15 protein-coding genes are annotated in these 16,118 nt (G+C 41.6%); 8 read left to right on the top strand and 7 right to left on the bottom strand.

Annotated elements, in window-relative coordinates; all coding sequences use genetic code 11:
• The 4 genes from Xvie_RS21570 to Xvie_RS10365 all read left to right on the top strand — a co-directional run.
• The coding region (locus tag Xvie_RS21570) for a hypothetical protein (RefSeq protein WP_086109248.1) at positions 1 to 448 on the top strand (448 nt) is incomplete at its 5' end.
• Between the two features lie 12 nt (positions 449 to 460).
• Positions 461 to 805: a hypothetical protein gene (locus tag Xvie_RS10375; protein WP_086109247.1), complete on the top strand. Its 345-nt coding sequence runs from the start codon at positions 461 to 463 to the stop codon at positions 803 to 805.
• An 80-nt stretch (positions 806 to 885) separates the two neighbouring features.
• The gene (locus tag Xvie_RS10370; RefSeq protein ID WP_086109246.1) at positions 886 to 1,110 is read left to right on the top strand and encodes an ogr/Delta-like zinc finger family protein; all 225 of its coding nucleotides are present in this window, start codon (positions 886 to 888) and stop codon (positions 1,108 to 1,110) included.
• Positions 1,100 to 1,417, top strand: a complete 318-nt coding sequence (locus tag Xvie_RS10365; protein WP_086109245.1) for a hypothetical protein — start codon at positions 1,100 to 1,102, stop codon at positions 1,415 to 1,417. The genes Xvie_RS10370 and Xvie_RS10365 overlap by 11 nt, the downstream gene beginning before the upstream one ends.
• Before the next feature lie 144 nt (positions 1,418 to 1,561).
• Here Xvie_RS10365 and Xvie_RS10355 read toward each other — a convergent pair whose 3' ends face one another.
• A complete protein-coding gene (locus Xvie_RS10355) occupies positions 1,562 to 2,815 on the bottom strand; it encodes a tyrosine-type recombinase/integrase (RefSeq protein ID WP_086109243.1) in 1,254 nt (417 codons plus the stop codon).
• Positions 2,816 to 3,236: 421 nt separating this feature from the next.
• On the opposite strand from Xvie_RS10355, the gene Xvie_RS10350 reads away from it, so the two are divergent.
• From Xvie_RS10350 to cmoB, 3 genes are all read left to right on the top strand, one after another.
• Complete coding sequence (locus tag Xvie_RS10350; protein WP_086109242.1) at positions 3,237 to 3,635, top strand: MAPEG family protein; 399 nt, start codon at positions 3,237 to 3,239, stop codon at positions 3,633 to 3,635.
• A gap of 191 nt (positions 3,636 to 3,826) precedes the next feature.
• Positions 3,827 to 4,612: a carboxy-S-adenosyl-L-methionine synthase CmoA gene (gene cmoA, locus Xvie_RS10345; RefSeq protein WP_086109241.1), complete on the top strand. Its 786-nt coding sequence runs from the start codon at positions 3,827 to 3,829 to the stop codon at positions 4,610 to 4,612.
• Positions 4,609 to 5,580: a tRNA 5-methoxyuridine(34)/uridine 5-oxyacetic acid(34) synthase CmoB gene (gene cmoB, locus Xvie_RS10340; protein ID WP_086109240.1), complete on the top strand. Its 972-nt coding sequence runs from the start codon at positions 4,609 to 4,611 to the stop codon at positions 5,578 to 5,580. The genes cmoA and cmoB overlap by 4 nt, the downstream gene beginning before the upstream one ends.
• Positions 5,581 to 5,726: 146 nt before the next feature.
• Here cmoB and cutC read toward each other — a convergent pair whose 3' ends face one another.
• Both cutC and Xvie_RS10330 read right to left on the bottom strand, forming a co-directional pair.
• Complete coding sequence (gene cutC, locus Xvie_RS10335; protein ID WP_086109239.1) at positions 5,727 to 6,479, bottom strand: copper homeostasis protein CutC; 753 nt, start codon at positions 6,477 to 6,479, stop codon at positions 5,727 to 5,729.
• Between the two features lie 169 nt (positions 6,480 to 6,648).
• Positions 6,649 to 7,203, bottom strand: coding sequence for a VOC family protein (locus Xvie_RS10330; RefSeq protein ID WP_086109238.1), 555 nt, complete (start codon positions 7,201 to 7,203; stop codon positions 6,649 to 6,651).
• 255 nt (positions 7,204 to 7,458) lie between these two features.
• Between Xvie_RS10330 and argS the strand changes: the two genes are divergently transcribed.
• Positions 7,459 to 9,189 (top strand): arginine--tRNA ligase, encoded by a 1,731-nt coding sequence (gene argS, locus Xvie_RS10325; RefSeq protein WP_086109237.1) that lies wholly within the window; start codon positions 7,459 to 7,461, stop codon positions 9,187 to 9,189.
• 301 nt (positions 9,190 to 9,490) lie between these two features.
• Here the strand turns inward: argS and murJ are convergent, their stop codons facing one another.
• The 4 genes from murJ to rimJ all read right to left on the bottom strand — a co-directional run bounded on the left by murJ (position 9,491) and on the right by rimJ (position 16,065).
• Positions 9,491 to 11,026 carry a murein biosynthesis integral membrane protein MurJ gene (gene murJ / locus Xvie_RS10320; RefSeq protein WP_086109236.1) on the bottom strand — a complete coding sequence of 512 codons (1,536 nt, stop codon included), beginning with the start codon at positions 11,024 to 11,026 and terminating at the stop codon, positions 9,491 to 9,493.
• A gap of 533 nt (positions 11,027 to 11,559) precedes the next feature.
• Positions 11,560 to 13,671: a peptidase domain-containing ABC transporter gene (locus Xvie_RS10315; protein WP_086109235.1), complete on the bottom strand. Its 2,112-nt coding sequence runs from the start codon at positions 13,669 to 13,671 to the stop codon at positions 11,560 to 11,562.
• Positions 13,664 to 14,938, bottom strand: a complete 1,275-nt coding sequence (locus tag Xvie_RS10310) for an HlyD family secretion protein (RefSeq protein WP_086109234.1) — start codon at positions 14,936 to 14,938, stop codon at positions 13,664 to 13,666. The genes Xvie_RS10315 and Xvie_RS10310 overlap by 8 nt, the downstream gene beginning before the upstream one ends.
• A gap of 539 nt (positions 14,939 to 15,477) precedes the next feature.
• Entirely contained in the window at positions 15,478 to 16,065 is a 588-nt protein-coding gene (rimJ, locus tag Xvie_RS10305; protein WP_086109233.1) for a ribosomal protein S5-alanine N-acetyltransferase, read from the bottom strand.
• Positions 16,066 to 16,118 lie beyond the last annotated feature (53 nt).

Raw genomic sequence — 16,118 nt, 5'->3', positions numbered from 1 at the left:
TGAATTGGTACTGACTATTTCTCATGGCTGGAAAGCGGGCTTTTATGAACCAACCCATGAGCAACGGTTGATGTTGTGGCGGGGGATTGTGTCAGCCTCCTTTGTGCAAGAACAAATAGACAGAAACGGCACCCGTGAGGTTGATAACGGCAAAGGCGGCACTGATACCGCAGCCATTTACGTTAATGGGGCGGCGGCAATCACGATATACCCATTAGCAGAGCGCATGATGTTAGCCACCCATGTCGAGGGGATCGCCTTTGAGCAGTTCGGTAGTGAAGAGGGGGCAGATATGGCAGTCAGAATGTACATGGATTTTATCAATATGCAGCCAGAGAACGGCAACCGGCTATCTGAGAAAGGGCGTGAGGGGCTTTCTATCCTGCACGATGAATTAATCAAAGCGGTAGAAGCTGGCGAGTTTAACACTATGCCGGTTATTCATTGACAGGAGGCTCAGATGATAACGAAAAACTTTCGCCTCAATGCACTGGCGAACACCTACGCAGCCGCTATCTATAACGATGTAGTGACCCGTAACGGCGGCGCTCACTTCACGATGCAAGTCGGAAAAACAGAAATCAATATTGCTATTGTCGAAGGGGCAAAAGGCATTCGTGAACTGGTGGACAGTTACGCACTGGAAGCATTACAGCAGAGTTATCCAGCATGGGAAGTGATAGCCATTAACCTGATGGAAAAATGCGTAGTCAATGGCTGTCTGACAGGCTACGGGCGTGAAATATGGCAAAGCATGATCAATGACATGGGTGACACGCTGGCAGCTAAGGGGATGTTTCAATGACTGAGGAACACCGCCAGATGGCGGACATTAACGACGAACTGGTCAGAAATAAATAACGAAAATACAAATGAGGTAACAGCATGTTTAGATGCCCTATATGTAAAACTAACTCTCATACACGTAGTAGTTTTTGGCAAACAGAAGAAACAAAAGAGCGCTATAACCAGTGTCAAAATATTAATTGTGGCACAACCTTTGTTACCTGTGAGAGTTTTATTCGCGTTATTTCCAAAGGAAATAATATTAACAAAGCTAACCCGCACCCAAAGAAAAAGAAAGCGGGATGGGAAAAGCATGATCAATAACTCATTCCACCTCACCCAAATCATCGCTTCGGTCTGGGGTGATCCATCTGATATCACCGATGCAGTCTGGCAGACCGGATACCGGAAGCCAGAACGGGGAGAAAAGGAAATCGCTGAACTCGTTATTGACATTATGAATGGGGTGCCCGATGAGGTGCCCTACTCCGAAAGGCCAAAAAATTTGGATGATATTCTCACTACAGAGCTGTACAGCGTCATTTTTGAAGGGACATGGAGTGACGCAGTAACACCTGCGGCGGTGGCTAAAATAGTTTTGGAGAACGGGTATCAGAAAGGAGGTGAGTGATGACAGAATCACCCTACATCAAAACAAAGGAACTGGCGGATCGGTATGGTGTAAAACCACATACAATAAGATTATGGTGCGGTAATGGGAAGCAAAAAAGAGAAGGCTTCCCAAAACCCAGATTTAAATCTGACCAGCTTAATTTTATGCGGCAGGATATTTTTGACTGGGAGGACGGGAAACAATTTTAGTCAGCTTCTCCCACCAGCGCTCGTATGCCTCTCGCTGCTCGTCCAGGTAGGTGTGCTTATCGTACACCTGCCACACTCCCGGTAATTTATGGCCTATCATGATTTCAGCTACGTGAGGCGATGTTAATTCAGATACCCCAGTGCGCATCGTTCGGCGTAGATCGTGGATTGACCAGCTTTCATAATCAGGCAAGCAAGAAGCCATTTTTTTATTAAGATATTTAACTATTGCATTGTATGAGCTTTTTGCAAAAGGCCCTCCGCTTGATACAATAAACAAATATTCGTTTCCATGGTTCAATGTCTTTGCCTGTTCAATTAATTCCTTAGCTGCTGGAGTAATTGGCCTGATAATGGGCTTTTTAGATCTTCTACCTGTCTTATGGTTTTTTGGAGGAACGATCCAAATATCCTTCTCATAATCAAAATCACCTACTTTAGCTTTTAGTAACTCACCAATGCGGCATCCAAATAACAAACATAATTTTATTATTAATGCATTACGTGGATTATACCTAGAGGCATTGATAAGTTGGAAAAGCACCGCTAACTCTTCTTCTCTTAATGTCCTTTCGCCTGTCTCAGAATCTAAATCGGTATCGTCATATGCATCTTTTCCGCTTAAATCACTTTTTTCCACATCGGATAGTGGAGTGAGATTAGTTATTCCTCTCCGAACGGCCCACTTATGCGCTTTTTTGGAGTATGTTAATATACGGTTACCAATTGATGGTACTTCTTTAGCAACATCTTCAATTAAGGAAAGCCAAACATGGAGTGTTACCTCATCATGAGGTAATTTCCCTATTTTGGGGAAAACGTAAATCTCAAAAGAGCGCAAAATGTCATCTGCCCTAACTTTTAGACCTTGCATCGTTATTTTCCACCAATCCCGTATAAGCCCCTCTACAGTCACCGCGCTTAATACGGATTCCTTGCGAACTCGTTTAACTATTTTAGGGTTGCGATGCTGTTCGAGTTCCCCGCGATAAAAAATCACCGAGTCACGGGCGTCCTTTAAACCAGTCGCCGGATAGGTTCCTATGTCGATTCGATCCCCTTTGCTATTCCAGCGATATCTAAATTGGAATATAATCTTTCCTTTGGGGGTGACACGAACAGACAGACCGTCTCTATCCGACTTGGTGGTGATTTTTTCTTGGGGTTTGCCGTTAATGGATCGCAGCCATGAATCAGTAATTGCCATATCACTTTCCTCAAAAAATAACACAGCTTTTAATGTAGTTCATGTACACGACAATGTACATTTTTCTCATGACGCTAAGTGAATATCTGTGACTGCTGCTGATTACATAAAACAAAAATCAAACATAATTAACTTAATTATCAATTAATTATATGGAAATCTATGACTGCGTGTGACTATCAATGATTAAGGTTGACTGATTAAAAGTATTTTTTTTAGGAAGAATTGCAAAAAAAGGCTGCCATTATACTGGAAATTCTAATCGGAGATAAGGCTATAACACCTTTCTTAACAAGACAATTTTTTGCCATCCGATAATATTCATAAGATTTATGATTAGATATTATGATTTATAGCGACAGTTTTCCTTTTGAGGTTTATCATCGTTTGGCCGTTTTTGGGTTAGGCTATGGAGTTAAAAATGGTTAGCTCGCTTTATATCGTACTGAGCGCTCTACTGTTAATTAAGCTATCTCTGGATGTAGTTAAATTGAGAACACAATATCGGGTAACCTATGGTGATGGCGGTTTTTATGAATTGCAAACAGCCATTAGGGTGCATGGTAATGCTGTTGAATATATTCCAATTTCAATGTTGTTATTGCTTATAATGGAGATGAATGGCGCTCCCGTTTGGATGCTGCATATTTGTGGGTTGGTATTACTTTCAGGCAGAGTACTACACTACTTTGGCTTGCATAATCGAGAAGTACACTGGCGGCGTATGGGGATGGCTGCTACCTACATATCAATGCTAATAATGATTGTCACTAATATTTACTATTTGCCATGGGAGCAAATTTTCTCTCTCTATACATAATAGATAATCTTGCCTTGTGCATACGTAAGCAAATAGTTCACCCTATTTATAATGCCCTGACATCATAAAATCCCATCATACCTGAAGCGGTGCACTGCCGCTGAGGGGCTATCTAGTGATTACTCCTTTCTGCCTTTTCCTGCATTCTGTTAGAATAACCACTTCTTATTGTTTCCAAAATCAATGCTTTTATGTCAAATCAAGAATCTCATAAACAACGGGACAGCCTGTTCTCTGCCCCAATTGCCAATTTAGGTGACTGGAGTTTCGATGAACGTGTTGCCGAAGTCTTCCCTGATATGGTGAAACGCTCAATTCCCGGTTACTCCAATATCATTTCCATGATAGGTATGCTGGCAGAACGTTTTGTAACGCCAAACAGTCAAATTTATGATCTCGGTTGTTCCCTTGGCGCAGCCACGCTGTCAATCCGCCGAGCCATTAGTGCCGAAAATCACAATGCCGATGCCCGTACAGATGGTTGTCGTATTATTGCCATCGATAACTCACCGGCGATGATCAGGCGTTGCCGACGCCATATTGACTCTTTCAAGGCCAGTATCCCCGTTGAAGTCATCGAACAGAATATTCTTGATACCGACATTCAAAATGCATCAATGGTCGTTCTTAATTTCACATTACAGTTCCTGCATTCTGATGATCGCCAGAAAATACTGGATAAAATCTATGCCGGTTTAAAGCCCGGAGGTGTTTTGGTTTTGTCTGAAAAATTCAATTTCGAAGACGAACAAATTGGCGAATTATTATTCGATATGCACTACGATTTCAAACGGGCCAACGGTTACAGCGAACTAGAGATCAGCCAAAAACGCAGTATGCTCGAAAATGTTATGCGAACAGATTCTGTTGAAACCCATAAATCACGCCTCAAAAAAGCAGGATTCCAGCACGTTGAAGTCTGGTTCCAATGCTTTAACTTTGGCTCATTACTGGCAATAAAAGGAACTGAACAATGATCGACTTCGGTAACTTTTATCAATTGATCGCCAAAAACCAGTTAAGCCACTGGTTGGAATGCCTCCCAGCACAATTAAATCATTGGCAGAAAGCATCATTGCATGGTCAGTTCAGTTCATGGTTAAAGAACCTGGAGAATCTGCCTGAAATTCATCCTACCCGGCTTGACCTGAAAAATGGCGTCATCGCGAATTATGAGCCGGAACTCTCAAATGGCGAAAGAACCTGCATTCAAAATATTCTGAAATTATTTATGCCGTGGCGTAAAGGGCCGTTTTCGCTCTATGACGTGGAGATTGATACAGAGTGGCGCTCTGACTGGAAATGGGACCGCGTTCTTCCCCATATTTCTCCATTAGAAGGCAGAACCGTCCTTGATGTCGGCTGTGGCAGTGGTTATCACATGTGGCGCATGGTCGGAGAAGGGGCTGATTTAGTAGTGGGTATTGACCCAACACAGCTTTTCCTTTGCCAATTTGAAGCCGTCAGGAAATTATTGGGCAGTGATCAACGTGCCCACCTTCTGCCTTTGGGTATTGAACAATTACCAGAACTACAAGCCTTTGATACGGTGTTTTCAATGGGGGTGCTTTACCATCGCCGCTCTCCTCTTGACCATTTATGGCAACTGAAAAACCAGCTGGTTTCTGGCGGTGAATTAGTTTTGGAAAGCTTAGTGATCGAAGGTGATGAGCATCAGTGTCTCATTCCGGGCGAACGCTACGCGCAAATGCGGAATGTCTACTTTATTCCGTCTGCCAAGATGCTGAAAGTCTGGTTAGAAAAATGTGGTTTTATTGATGTCCGGATTGTAGATCATGTGGTTACGACACTGGATGAACAACGCCAGACAGAATGGATGAAGACCGAATCGCTGGTCGATTTTCTTGATCCAAATGATCACAGCAAAACAATAGAAGGCTACCCTGCACCACTGCGTGCGGTCCTTATTGCCCGCAAGCCATAAACATTTATCCCCTTCTTACTTCGAATTGCCACTTTGTTGGTTATTTTCTCCCAGTCATATAGTTGACTATATGACTGGGGGTTCGTCCTTTTGCTGCTAAGCTATAGCTTAGAATCTACTGAATATTCAAAGAAATACAAAATATCTTATTTTTTCCCTTGAACCAGACCAATCATTCCCTTCATTGATTCAACTAATTGCTCGTCAACACCATAGTAAGCATATTCATCTATATCACTGTCATCAGAACTCATCGTGACGCCTGCTTTTCGATACCTCATGGAAGAAGGAATTCTCTTGCCTGCTGAACTATGAACTTCTGTTATACCAATTTCCAGAAACTTACTGATATTGCTAATTCTGACACCAGCACCCGGCATGATAATTGGTCCTTGACTAGTCTGTAACAATTCTTTTAACAAGGGCAACCCCAACTCAGCATTTAGTTGCTGACCTGAAGTTAAAATACGCTGCACACCAAGCTCTGTCAGTTGATCCAAAGCAACATGTGGATTGAAACACATATCAAACGCACGATGGAAAGTGACTTTCATATTTCCTGACAATGACATTAATTGCCTCATGCGAAGCAGATCAATATGACCCTCTTCGTTTAAAACGCCGAAAACCACACCAGGAAACCCCATATCACGGATACGAGCGACATCATTTTTCATCACTTCGAAATCAGCGTTACTGTAACAAAAATCGCCCCCTCTTGGTCGTACAATGGGATGCACTGGAATTGATAAGCTCTGGAGTGCATGCTGCAATGCCCCGAAGCTAGGTGTTACCCCGCCTTCCGACGGGCTTGCACTCAATTCAATGCGATCAGCTCCCGCCTTTTGTGCAACCAAAGCACAATTTATGCTATAACAGCAAATTTCCAGCTTTATCATTCAAAGCCCCCCAGATATACACTTTCAATAAGTTATATTATATGCCCTTAAAATATTTCATTATCGAACCTATTAACTATGGCAATTAATTTTCTTTCATGATTTGTTGGAAATCACAAGGTTAGAATTTTTTACTGAGTCCACATGAGAAAAAAACCATTTTTGCCGACTAGCCCTCACTTTTTATGATTTCTTTGAGAGAAAAAGAATGAAATTTGATTGTAAGTTCACCATTTGTCACAGCTAACGTTGGATTTGGTAACTTTTCATTATCACCTTTCGGGTCACTTTCTTTCGTGCGAAAAACATCGGGCAGCGGATCAGGCAATAGCTTATAGGCTTCATGTATAAGTTGTTCGGGAGGTACAGGCAGAACAAATTCGACATGCTCCCAGCCTTCATGAACGTAGTGTTTTTTACTCGGATAAGGTAACTCGACACAATCAATTTGCCAGCCAAGTAAGACTATTGGTTGCTCTAATTCAAATAAGCAGATTGGGCGGCCATTAATCATGCTTTCAGATATTAATTGACCACATTGTAAAAAACCTTGACGCCAGCGATCAGCTATTGACGTTTCATTACAACGCAAGGAAATATGATCCACTGAATATCGCGCAAGCTCTAAGCCAAGGTGTTCACCAAACTGCTTTAGCTTTTGTTCGAAACTCAATAAATCAGCCGCTAAACCCTGTAATTCAGAAATTGTTGAAAAGTGTGTCATCGCTTCCCCATCAAAAAAGCTATCAAAATCATTTTCTGCCCTTGCGCTAAAATCCGGCTGATTTTAGCCGGAATAGCGAATAATCGTCTGAAAGACGAGCTGAAAACAAAAAGTCATACCACCAGCCGTGGCTGATGGTAGCATGCAGGATACTGAATATGATATAAAACCCAGTATTTTCTCATAATCCACACGCTTAAAAGTATTTGCATAATCCAAATGCGGAGGCTTTTGTGCGTAACCTAAGGTAACACGGTGAATATTCAGGCAATTCTTTCAGAAAAAATCAGCCATGCGCTGATTGCTGCTGGTGCTCCAGCTGACAGTGAAGCTCACGTCCGTCAATCTGCAAAAGCTCAGTTTGGTGACTACCAAGCAAATGGTATCATGGCAGCAGCTAAAAAAGTGGGCATTCCCCCCCGACAATTGGCAGAAAAAGTCGTCAGTTTGCTAAAACTGCAAGGAATCGCCAGCAAAGTTGAGATCGCCGGCCCCGGTTTTATCAATATTTTTCTGGATAAAGCATGGGTTGCTGCCAATATCGAAACCGCGTTGAAAGATGAAAAACTGGGCATTACTCCGGTGGAACCACAAACCATCGTTGTCGACTATTCCGCACCGAACGTTGCAAAACAAATGCACATTGGGCACATTCGTTCCACAATTATTGGCGATGCGGCTGTGCGTACCCTCGAATTTCTGGGTCACAAAGTTATCCGTGCCAACCACGTTGGTGACTGGGGAACTCAGTTCGGAATGCTGATTGCCTATCTGGAAAAAGTTCAGAATGAAGATGCCAGTGATATGGCATTGGCGGATTTGGAAGCCTTCTACCGTGAAGCAAAGAAAGCTTACGATGAAGATGAAGAGTTTGCTATCCGCGCCCGTAACTACGTAGTAAAACTGCAAGGTGGTGATGAATATTGTCGTACCATGTGGCGCAAACTGGTTGATATCACCATGTCACAGAATCAGGAAACCTATGAGCGCCTGAATGTGACTCTGATGGAAAAAGATGTCATGGGTGAAAGCCTGTATAACAATATGCTGTCAGGCGTTGTTGCAGATCTGAAACAACGTGGCCTTGCCGTTGAAAGTGATGGCGCTACTGTGGTTTACCTTGATGAATACAAGAACAAAGAAGGTGAACCGATGGGCGTTATCATTCAGAAAAAAGATGGCGGTTATCTTTATACCACTACCGATATCGCTTGTGCCAAATACCGTCATGAAATCCTGCATGCAGACCGCGTTCTTTACTACATCGATTCACGTCAGCACCAACACCTGATGCAAGCTTGGACAATAGTACGCAAAGCAGGTTATATTCCTGAGTCCATGTCACTTGAGCATCATATGTTCGGCATGATGTTGGGTAAAGATGGCAAACCGTTCAAAACCCGTGCAGGTGGTACAGTAAGATTGTCTGATTTGTTGGATGAAGCCATTGAACGCGCAGGTACCCTGATCCATGAGAAAAATCCAGATATGCCAGAAGACGAGCTGAAAAAAGTCGTCAACGCTGTCGGTATCGGTGCAGTAAAATATGCAGATCTTTCCAAAAGCCGTACTACCGACTACGTATTTGACTGGGATAACATGCTCGCCTTTGAAGGTAATACCGCGCCTTATATGCAATATGCTTATACCCGTGTAAATTCTATCTTTAAGCGTGCAGAAATTGATGAAAGCAGCCTGACACTGCCAGTTATTCTAAACGAAGAACGTGAACAAGCTCTGGCAACTCGCTTACTGCAATTTGAAGAGACTATCACGACCGTAGCCCGTGAAGGGACACCTCATGTGATGTGTTCTTATCTGTATGATTTGGCAGGCCTGTTCTCCGGCTTCTATGAACATTGCCCGATCTTGAATGCTGACAGCGAGGAACTGCGTCAGAGCCGCCTGAAATTGGCACTACTGACAGCGAAGACTTTGAAGCAAGGTCTAGATACTTTAGGTATTCAGACGGTAGAACGGATGTAATTATTGTTCTCAAAAACTGGTATGATAACGAATATCATACCAGTTTTCTCTATTTCACTTGTTCTGACGATATGTATATTTAGCCCGAATTCTGGATAAGAAATTGCACTCAGTGCCTGTTCCAAGATCAGGGTTTTAGACCAATGAAAAACACTCTTAAAAGGAACAGGCAATAGAAGCAACTTTGTCTCAAAAATGGGCACCGTCAAGGTTGTATGAGTCTTAGCAACTCAAAAAACAAGGAAAGTAATGCCGCCCAATAAATAATTTGAGCGGCCCATTTAAGAACATTGATTAATTACTATATTCCCCGATGAGCGAAATCTTTCAATCGGAAACCCATCAAAGCCAATGCAGTAAAATAACTACCGGCACCCGCAATGACAACTCCCATTAGCCGTAGCAGGCGCAATGCCATATTGCCCTGCTCCCAAGCCGGCATTATCCATAACATTGCCAGTAACACCCCGACCATCGCCGCAATTGCCACAACCAATTTCAGCAGAAAAACACCCCATCCTGCCAATGGCTTAAAGATCTCACGCTTACGCAATTGCCAATAAAGCATACTGGCATTAAAGCAGGCAGCCAGACCAATAGAAAGTGCCAAACCCGCATGTTTCAATGGGCCAATAAAAACAAGATTCATTAACTGCGTTAAAATCAACGTTGCAATCGCAATCTTAACGGGCGTTTTAATATCCTGACGAGCGTAAAAACCCGGAGCGAGGATTTTAACCACAATCAATCCCATTAGACCAAAGCAGTAAGCGATTAATGCCTGTTGCGTCATTCCTGCATCAAAAGTAGAAAAATTGCCGTATTGAAAAAGTGACACCGTCAATGGTTTCGCCAAAATTCCTAGCGCAACCGCACAAGGCAAAGCCAACAAAAAGCAAAGACGCAATCCCCAATCCATTAACCGCCTGTATTCCTCGTGATTTCCACTGGAAAAACTTTTTGCCAGTGAAGGCAGCAGGATCGTACCCAAGGCCACGCCCAATACCCCCGAAGGCAGCTCCATTAAACGGTCAGCATAATACATCCACGAAACGGAGCCAGAGATCAAAAATGAAGCAAAAATAGTATTAATGATCAATGATATCTGGCTGACTGAAACTCCAAAAATAGCAGGCCCCATCTGACGTATAACCCGCCATACTCCACTGTCACGGAAAGAGATCCTCGGCAGTACCAGCATACCTATTTTTTTCAGGTGGGGAAGCTGATAAACCAATTGCAAAATACCTCCAGCAATCACAGCCCAACCCAATGCCATCACAGGAGGATTACAATAAGGTGCCACAAACAGTGAAAAGACGATCATGCTGATATTAAGCAATGTTGGTGCAAAGGCAGGTACAGAAAAGCGATTCCATGTGTTGAGAATCGCTCCCGCCAATGAAGCCAAAGATATCAAAAAAATGTAGGGAAACGTAATTCTGAGCAGATCACTAGTTAAGGCAAACTTATCCGCTGTGTCTGTAAAACCCGGTGCTGTCACATAAATGATCCAAGGCGCAGCAATCACACCTACCACCGTGACTATTGCCAGAATCAGTGTCAACATTCCTGATACATACGCAATAAAAGTGCGTGTTGCTTCATCTCCTTGCTGATTTTTATATTCAGCAAGAATAGGAACAAACGCTTGTGAGAAAGCGCCTTCAGCAAAAATACGGCGCAGTAAATTAGGGAGTTTGAAGGCAACGAAAAAGGCATCTGTCGCCATGCCTGCACCAAATATACGGGCAATGATGGCATCACGAATAAAGCCCAGAACGCGGGAGAACATCGTCATCGAGCTAACCGCTGCCAGAGATTTCAGTAAATTCATGGTATTTTCTAAAATTGATTTTTATGAAATGGGCATTAAAAGCATTAAGCCAAAGAAATCAAGATAATATTATTGTATATCAATGAATTCCATTCATTCCAAAGTTGAAAAGAATTGATAACAATCTACATACAACCGAATGATTTTACAAGATATTATTTTTTGACAGACAGATGTTATTCACAACTGTTGATCATTTCCTATCAAATGGACTGTCTTCCTAAAACACCATACACTTTTAGAGAATAATTCACATTAGTATAAAAACATCTTTATCTAATATTCAGCAAACTTATGTTCATCAAATATCTTATTTAATACATACCTATTCACAGAGATAAAATTAAGCTAAGTGATAAAAAGAAATTATATATTTCTTAACAAGTTCAGATATCTATCAAGAAAGGCTACACTTTTAATTCAAGCAATTAACAGATTAGATATACAATCACGAGGTTATCATGTACAGAATTTCTATAAGACTTATTTTAATGACAACATTAGCTTTATTGTCAGACGAATTAACATCAGGGTTATTTATTTTGTAACGAAATCACCCTATCTACTGACGCAATCGTTGTTTCCCTGTGGGCAATAATGACACGGGTTATATTTAACGCTTTTATCGCCTGATTAACGTAATTTTCGCTCTCTTTATCTAATGCACTGGTGGCTTCATCCATAAATAATATGCCGGGTTTTTGATACAGTGCCCGTGCGATAAAAATACGTTGTTTTTGTCCGCCAGATAGCCCCTCACCCAATTCGCCTATCAGTGTTTCGTAGCCCATTGGCAATGCCATAATCATATCGTGGATATAACTGGCTTTTGCACATTCCATCATCCACTCTTCATCGATGTTATCGGCAAAACCACAAATATTTTCCTGTATCGAACCAGAAAAAAGCTTGTCGTCCTGCATCACGCAGCCAATCATTTTGCGATAATTGTTGATACCCAGTTGTTGAATGTCATGCCCGTCAGCGATGACTTTGCCTGAGTCCGGTTCAAACAGGCCACATAACACTTTCATCAGGGTGGTTTTTCCTGCCCCTGATGGACCGGTAATCGCTACACTTTCCCCAGGTTTGATAGCGATATTTAAGTCATTAAAGATTGCCCTGGACTGGCTGTCATAACGAAAACTGAGCGTCTGGGTGACCAGTGATATTGGGTGCATCGCTGCCTGATAATGCCTTTCAGGTTTTTGTGCTTCCTGTTCACTCAGGGCAATATCTGCAACACGTTCGTTATGCAGATTCATCATGCGTAATTGAAGCAAAAAACTGGTTAATGAAGCGACGCGATCAGAAAATTGCCCCCTGAATGCACCAAATGCCACAAACATTCCGATGGTCATCTGGTTATTTATTACCAGACTGATCCCTAACCACAGTATGACTATCTGGTCAAAAGCAGCAATAAGTGTATTGATGCCGCCAAAAAATAGATCCATTTTGGTGACCTTGATATGTGTATTAATGGCATCAATTTTCACGTTAAGCCAATGCGTGCTGCGACGTTCACTCATTCCCTGCATCTTGACGGTTGCTATTCCGTATAATGTTTCCATGAAGTAGGAGTTAACACGAGCATCTTTAATCAGTGATTCTTCAGATAGCTGGCGATAATAATCGTAGGTGAACAGGCGAATAAGAACGTAGAGTGCGGTGAATCCAAACACAATCCAGGTTAAATATCCCCCGTACAGTAACAGCATGGCAAACAGACCCATCACCATGATACTGTCCATAATGGCCCCGATGATACTGGTCGTAAACGTGTTTTGTAATGTCTCTAATGAATTAAAACGGGATTGAATATCTCCGAGCTTACGACGTTCAAAATAATCCAACGGTATTTTTAACAGATGTTTGAACAGGCTTGATTGCCATTGTATGTTGATAAATGTGGCCATTATCAGTGATGCCCAAACCCGAATTATGCTCACGCCGGCGCGTAACAGGATAAATACTATCAGGCCCGTACAAATAAGCGTTAAGAGTCCCCTATCACTTGCTGGGATAACATGATCCATCACGAGTTGTGTTCCTACCGGCATGACGAGATTAATGGTTTCTATCGCCAATGACAGGAAGAAGATTTTTGTCAAGGTTCCCTTGATACCATGAATATTCTGGAGTAGCGTTTTTATTTGGATACGGGTTTTTGATACTTCTACAGTAAATTCACTGTCTGGCCAAACCTCAAGCGCGACACCAGTAAACGATTGAGACATTTCAGATAAACTGATGGTTCTCCGGCCCTGCGCTGGGTCATGAATCACAAAACTATTCCGCCTGACACTGACCAACACCACAAAATGGTTAAAATTCCAGTGAAGAATGCAAGGTGTTTTCAATGCGTTGATTTCATCCAACTCCAAGGATAATGCACGGGTAGCCATACCTAATTGCTCTGCCATGCCTTTTACACTGGCTAATGAAGTGCCGCGTGCTGAGAGGTTAAATCTTCGCCTTAACTCGATAAGATCAATGTTTTTGCCATAATGCCCTGCGATCATTGCCAGACAGGCCATGCCACATTCTGACGCCTCTGTCTGGTGGATAATCGGTATGCGAGGACGTAACCCTATATCCAACTGACTCAAGAAGGATTTCAATTTTCGTGTACTGTTATTCATTGATGGCCTCCTGTGCGCTGTATTTCATGTTATAAAATGGTGATAACATCCATTGATAAATATTCCTTTTTTCCAGAAATACAGTGGCATTGGCTTTCATGCCATTTTCTAGCGGCATCAGTTTTCCATTGTAATGAATTTGCTGCTGTTCAGGTTTTGCAATAATTTTATAATAAGGCTTTGACGGCCCTTGCGCATTTCGTGGCGATCCCTGATAAGTTAACATTTCCTGAGAAGGGGCTGGCGTTTTAGATATTAATTCAATCGTGGCAGCAAATTGACCAAATTTCTCTGCGGGAAATGCGTCGTAACGAACATTAATCTTGTCCCCTTTAGATAGATAAGGAATAGCCTCATTAGGGACCCAAATAACCAAGTAGTAATGTGCTATCTTTTCAGGGATTATTTGTAATAAGCTGTCTCCGTTATTCACCATTTGTCCGACGGTCACACTTAACGAATCTATTTTTCCGTTAGATAACGCGCGAATAATAATTTCTCCGCTCATATCGACATTGACCATTTCTTTTTTTAAATCAAGTCGTTTAAGCTCCATCTGGTAAATACTCTTATCAAATTCTGCTGCCTGTGTCTGAATTTGGCTTTTCAAGTTGGTAATCTGTAATAAATTCTGTTGATTCTGGCTGCTTAAACTCAGTAGGTTATTTTGTTGCTGATAATACAGCGTGACCTGATTTGTTAACTGGTCTTTATTAATTAATCCTCTGGCTCGATAGCGACGATAATTTTCCATATTTTTCTTCGCTATTTTTATTCCTTCTTCGGCACGCTTAATGATTTCAGAAGAGAATTTAAAGGCTTCAGTATATTGTTTTTTCTGTTTTTTTAAATTTTCCAATACCGTTTTCTTACTTTCTTTAATCCGTTCAATTATTCTGTCAATCCGTACCAGCTGGTTTTCAATGTCTTTTCTCTGATTATCGGTGACAACCCCGCTTCGGGTACTTTTACTGACATCAATTTGATAAATTGGTTGACCTTTTTTCACTGCCTGCCCTACAGTCACAAACCGTTTCACCACGATGCCTTGCACCCCAGAATAAATATTGATGGCTCTGGGGGACGTGGTGATTTCTCCTGTAACATTCACTCTTCGGGTGTACGTGCCAAAAATGATAAATATAAGGAAAACTGCAAGAAAAAAGAGACTTACCATACTGATTAACCAAGGAGATAGGCCCGGAAGTAAAATTGCTTTCCCCCGCCATTTGGTTTTTCTGTTTTCAATCGCCTGTTGACGAAACAATGCTTTTCTCCTCTGATTTACCAATGGTTCTAATGTATCGTGTCTGGGATAAGTCCAGTAATAAACAACCAGAATAGAAACAGAAATGGGTTTAATAATAGCTTACATGACCCTATGTAAATGTTTAGTAAATAAAAATATGATATAGCTTGAGCAATAAATTATTTATATATATTAAAATCACAAAGGACAGCGATACAAATAAGTGTGTTGTCAGTGAGTAAGTTATTAGATAGCTAGTTATTAGATAGCTGGTGGGGCAAACCGTATGGCGTTACTTTCAGTGATGGTTCCATTGAGGTTTGTTATCAAAAGCCGATGTACCGGCGCACCGGCTTTCATTCGTTCAGTTTTTTAGACGTCTATTCATTTTATTTTGATTATCCGATATGTGACTATAATGATAATAATTTATCAATCGTCTCACAAAAATCGGTTCTGCTCTGGTCATAGCCCCTTCAGAACGTCCCCTTTTCATATCTCAGTTTGTTACAAATTTTTCAACAATGCCTACACAATCCAGATTCATACCAAAAAATTTATAAACTCATTTTATCCCATGAATCATCTATCAACGATGTCAGCACATGATCTTGCCAGACTCCGTCAATCATTAAATAATTCTTGGCGTAACCTTCCCGTTCAAAACCGAGCCTCTTCAGTAAATTCCCGCTGCGATGATTATGTGGCATATAATTAGCCATAATACGATGCATTTTCTGGTAGCGCTGCATATAACGGATTGCTGGTTGCAACGCTTCATACATTAACCCTCGCTCCTGCCATTTTTCACCTAAAGAATAGCCAAGATAACAGGAATAAAACGCTCCTCGCACAACATTAGTGAAATTAGCAACCCCCAACACTTCATTTTCATTAGGATCTAACAGCAAGAAATTAAAGGCAGCTCCCTGCCGTTGTAATTCTGCAATATAGCTCAGCCTATTTGTCCATCCAGAAGGTTGATAAAAGCTACCATCTCTTGTTGGTTCCCATGGCTTAAGAAAATCTTTATTTTCTGCATAATATTCAGCCAATCTATAAGCATCCCGTTCATACACCACACGAATAACCATTCTATCCGTAATAAAGCGAATCTTGGGAGATGTAGAACGATAACCAAACATACTTTCTCCTGATATTTCCCTTGAAAAAACTTTAAATAATTTAGCTCTTACGA

This window comes from Xenorhabdus vietnamensis (genome assembly GCF_002127535.1).
GTDB classification, from domain to species: domain Bacteria; phylum Pseudomonadota; class Gammaproteobacteria; order Enterobacterales; family Enterobacteriaceae; genus Xenorhabdus; species Xenorhabdus vietnamensis.
This window is presented reverse-complemented; position numbering and strand designations above follow the sequence as displayed.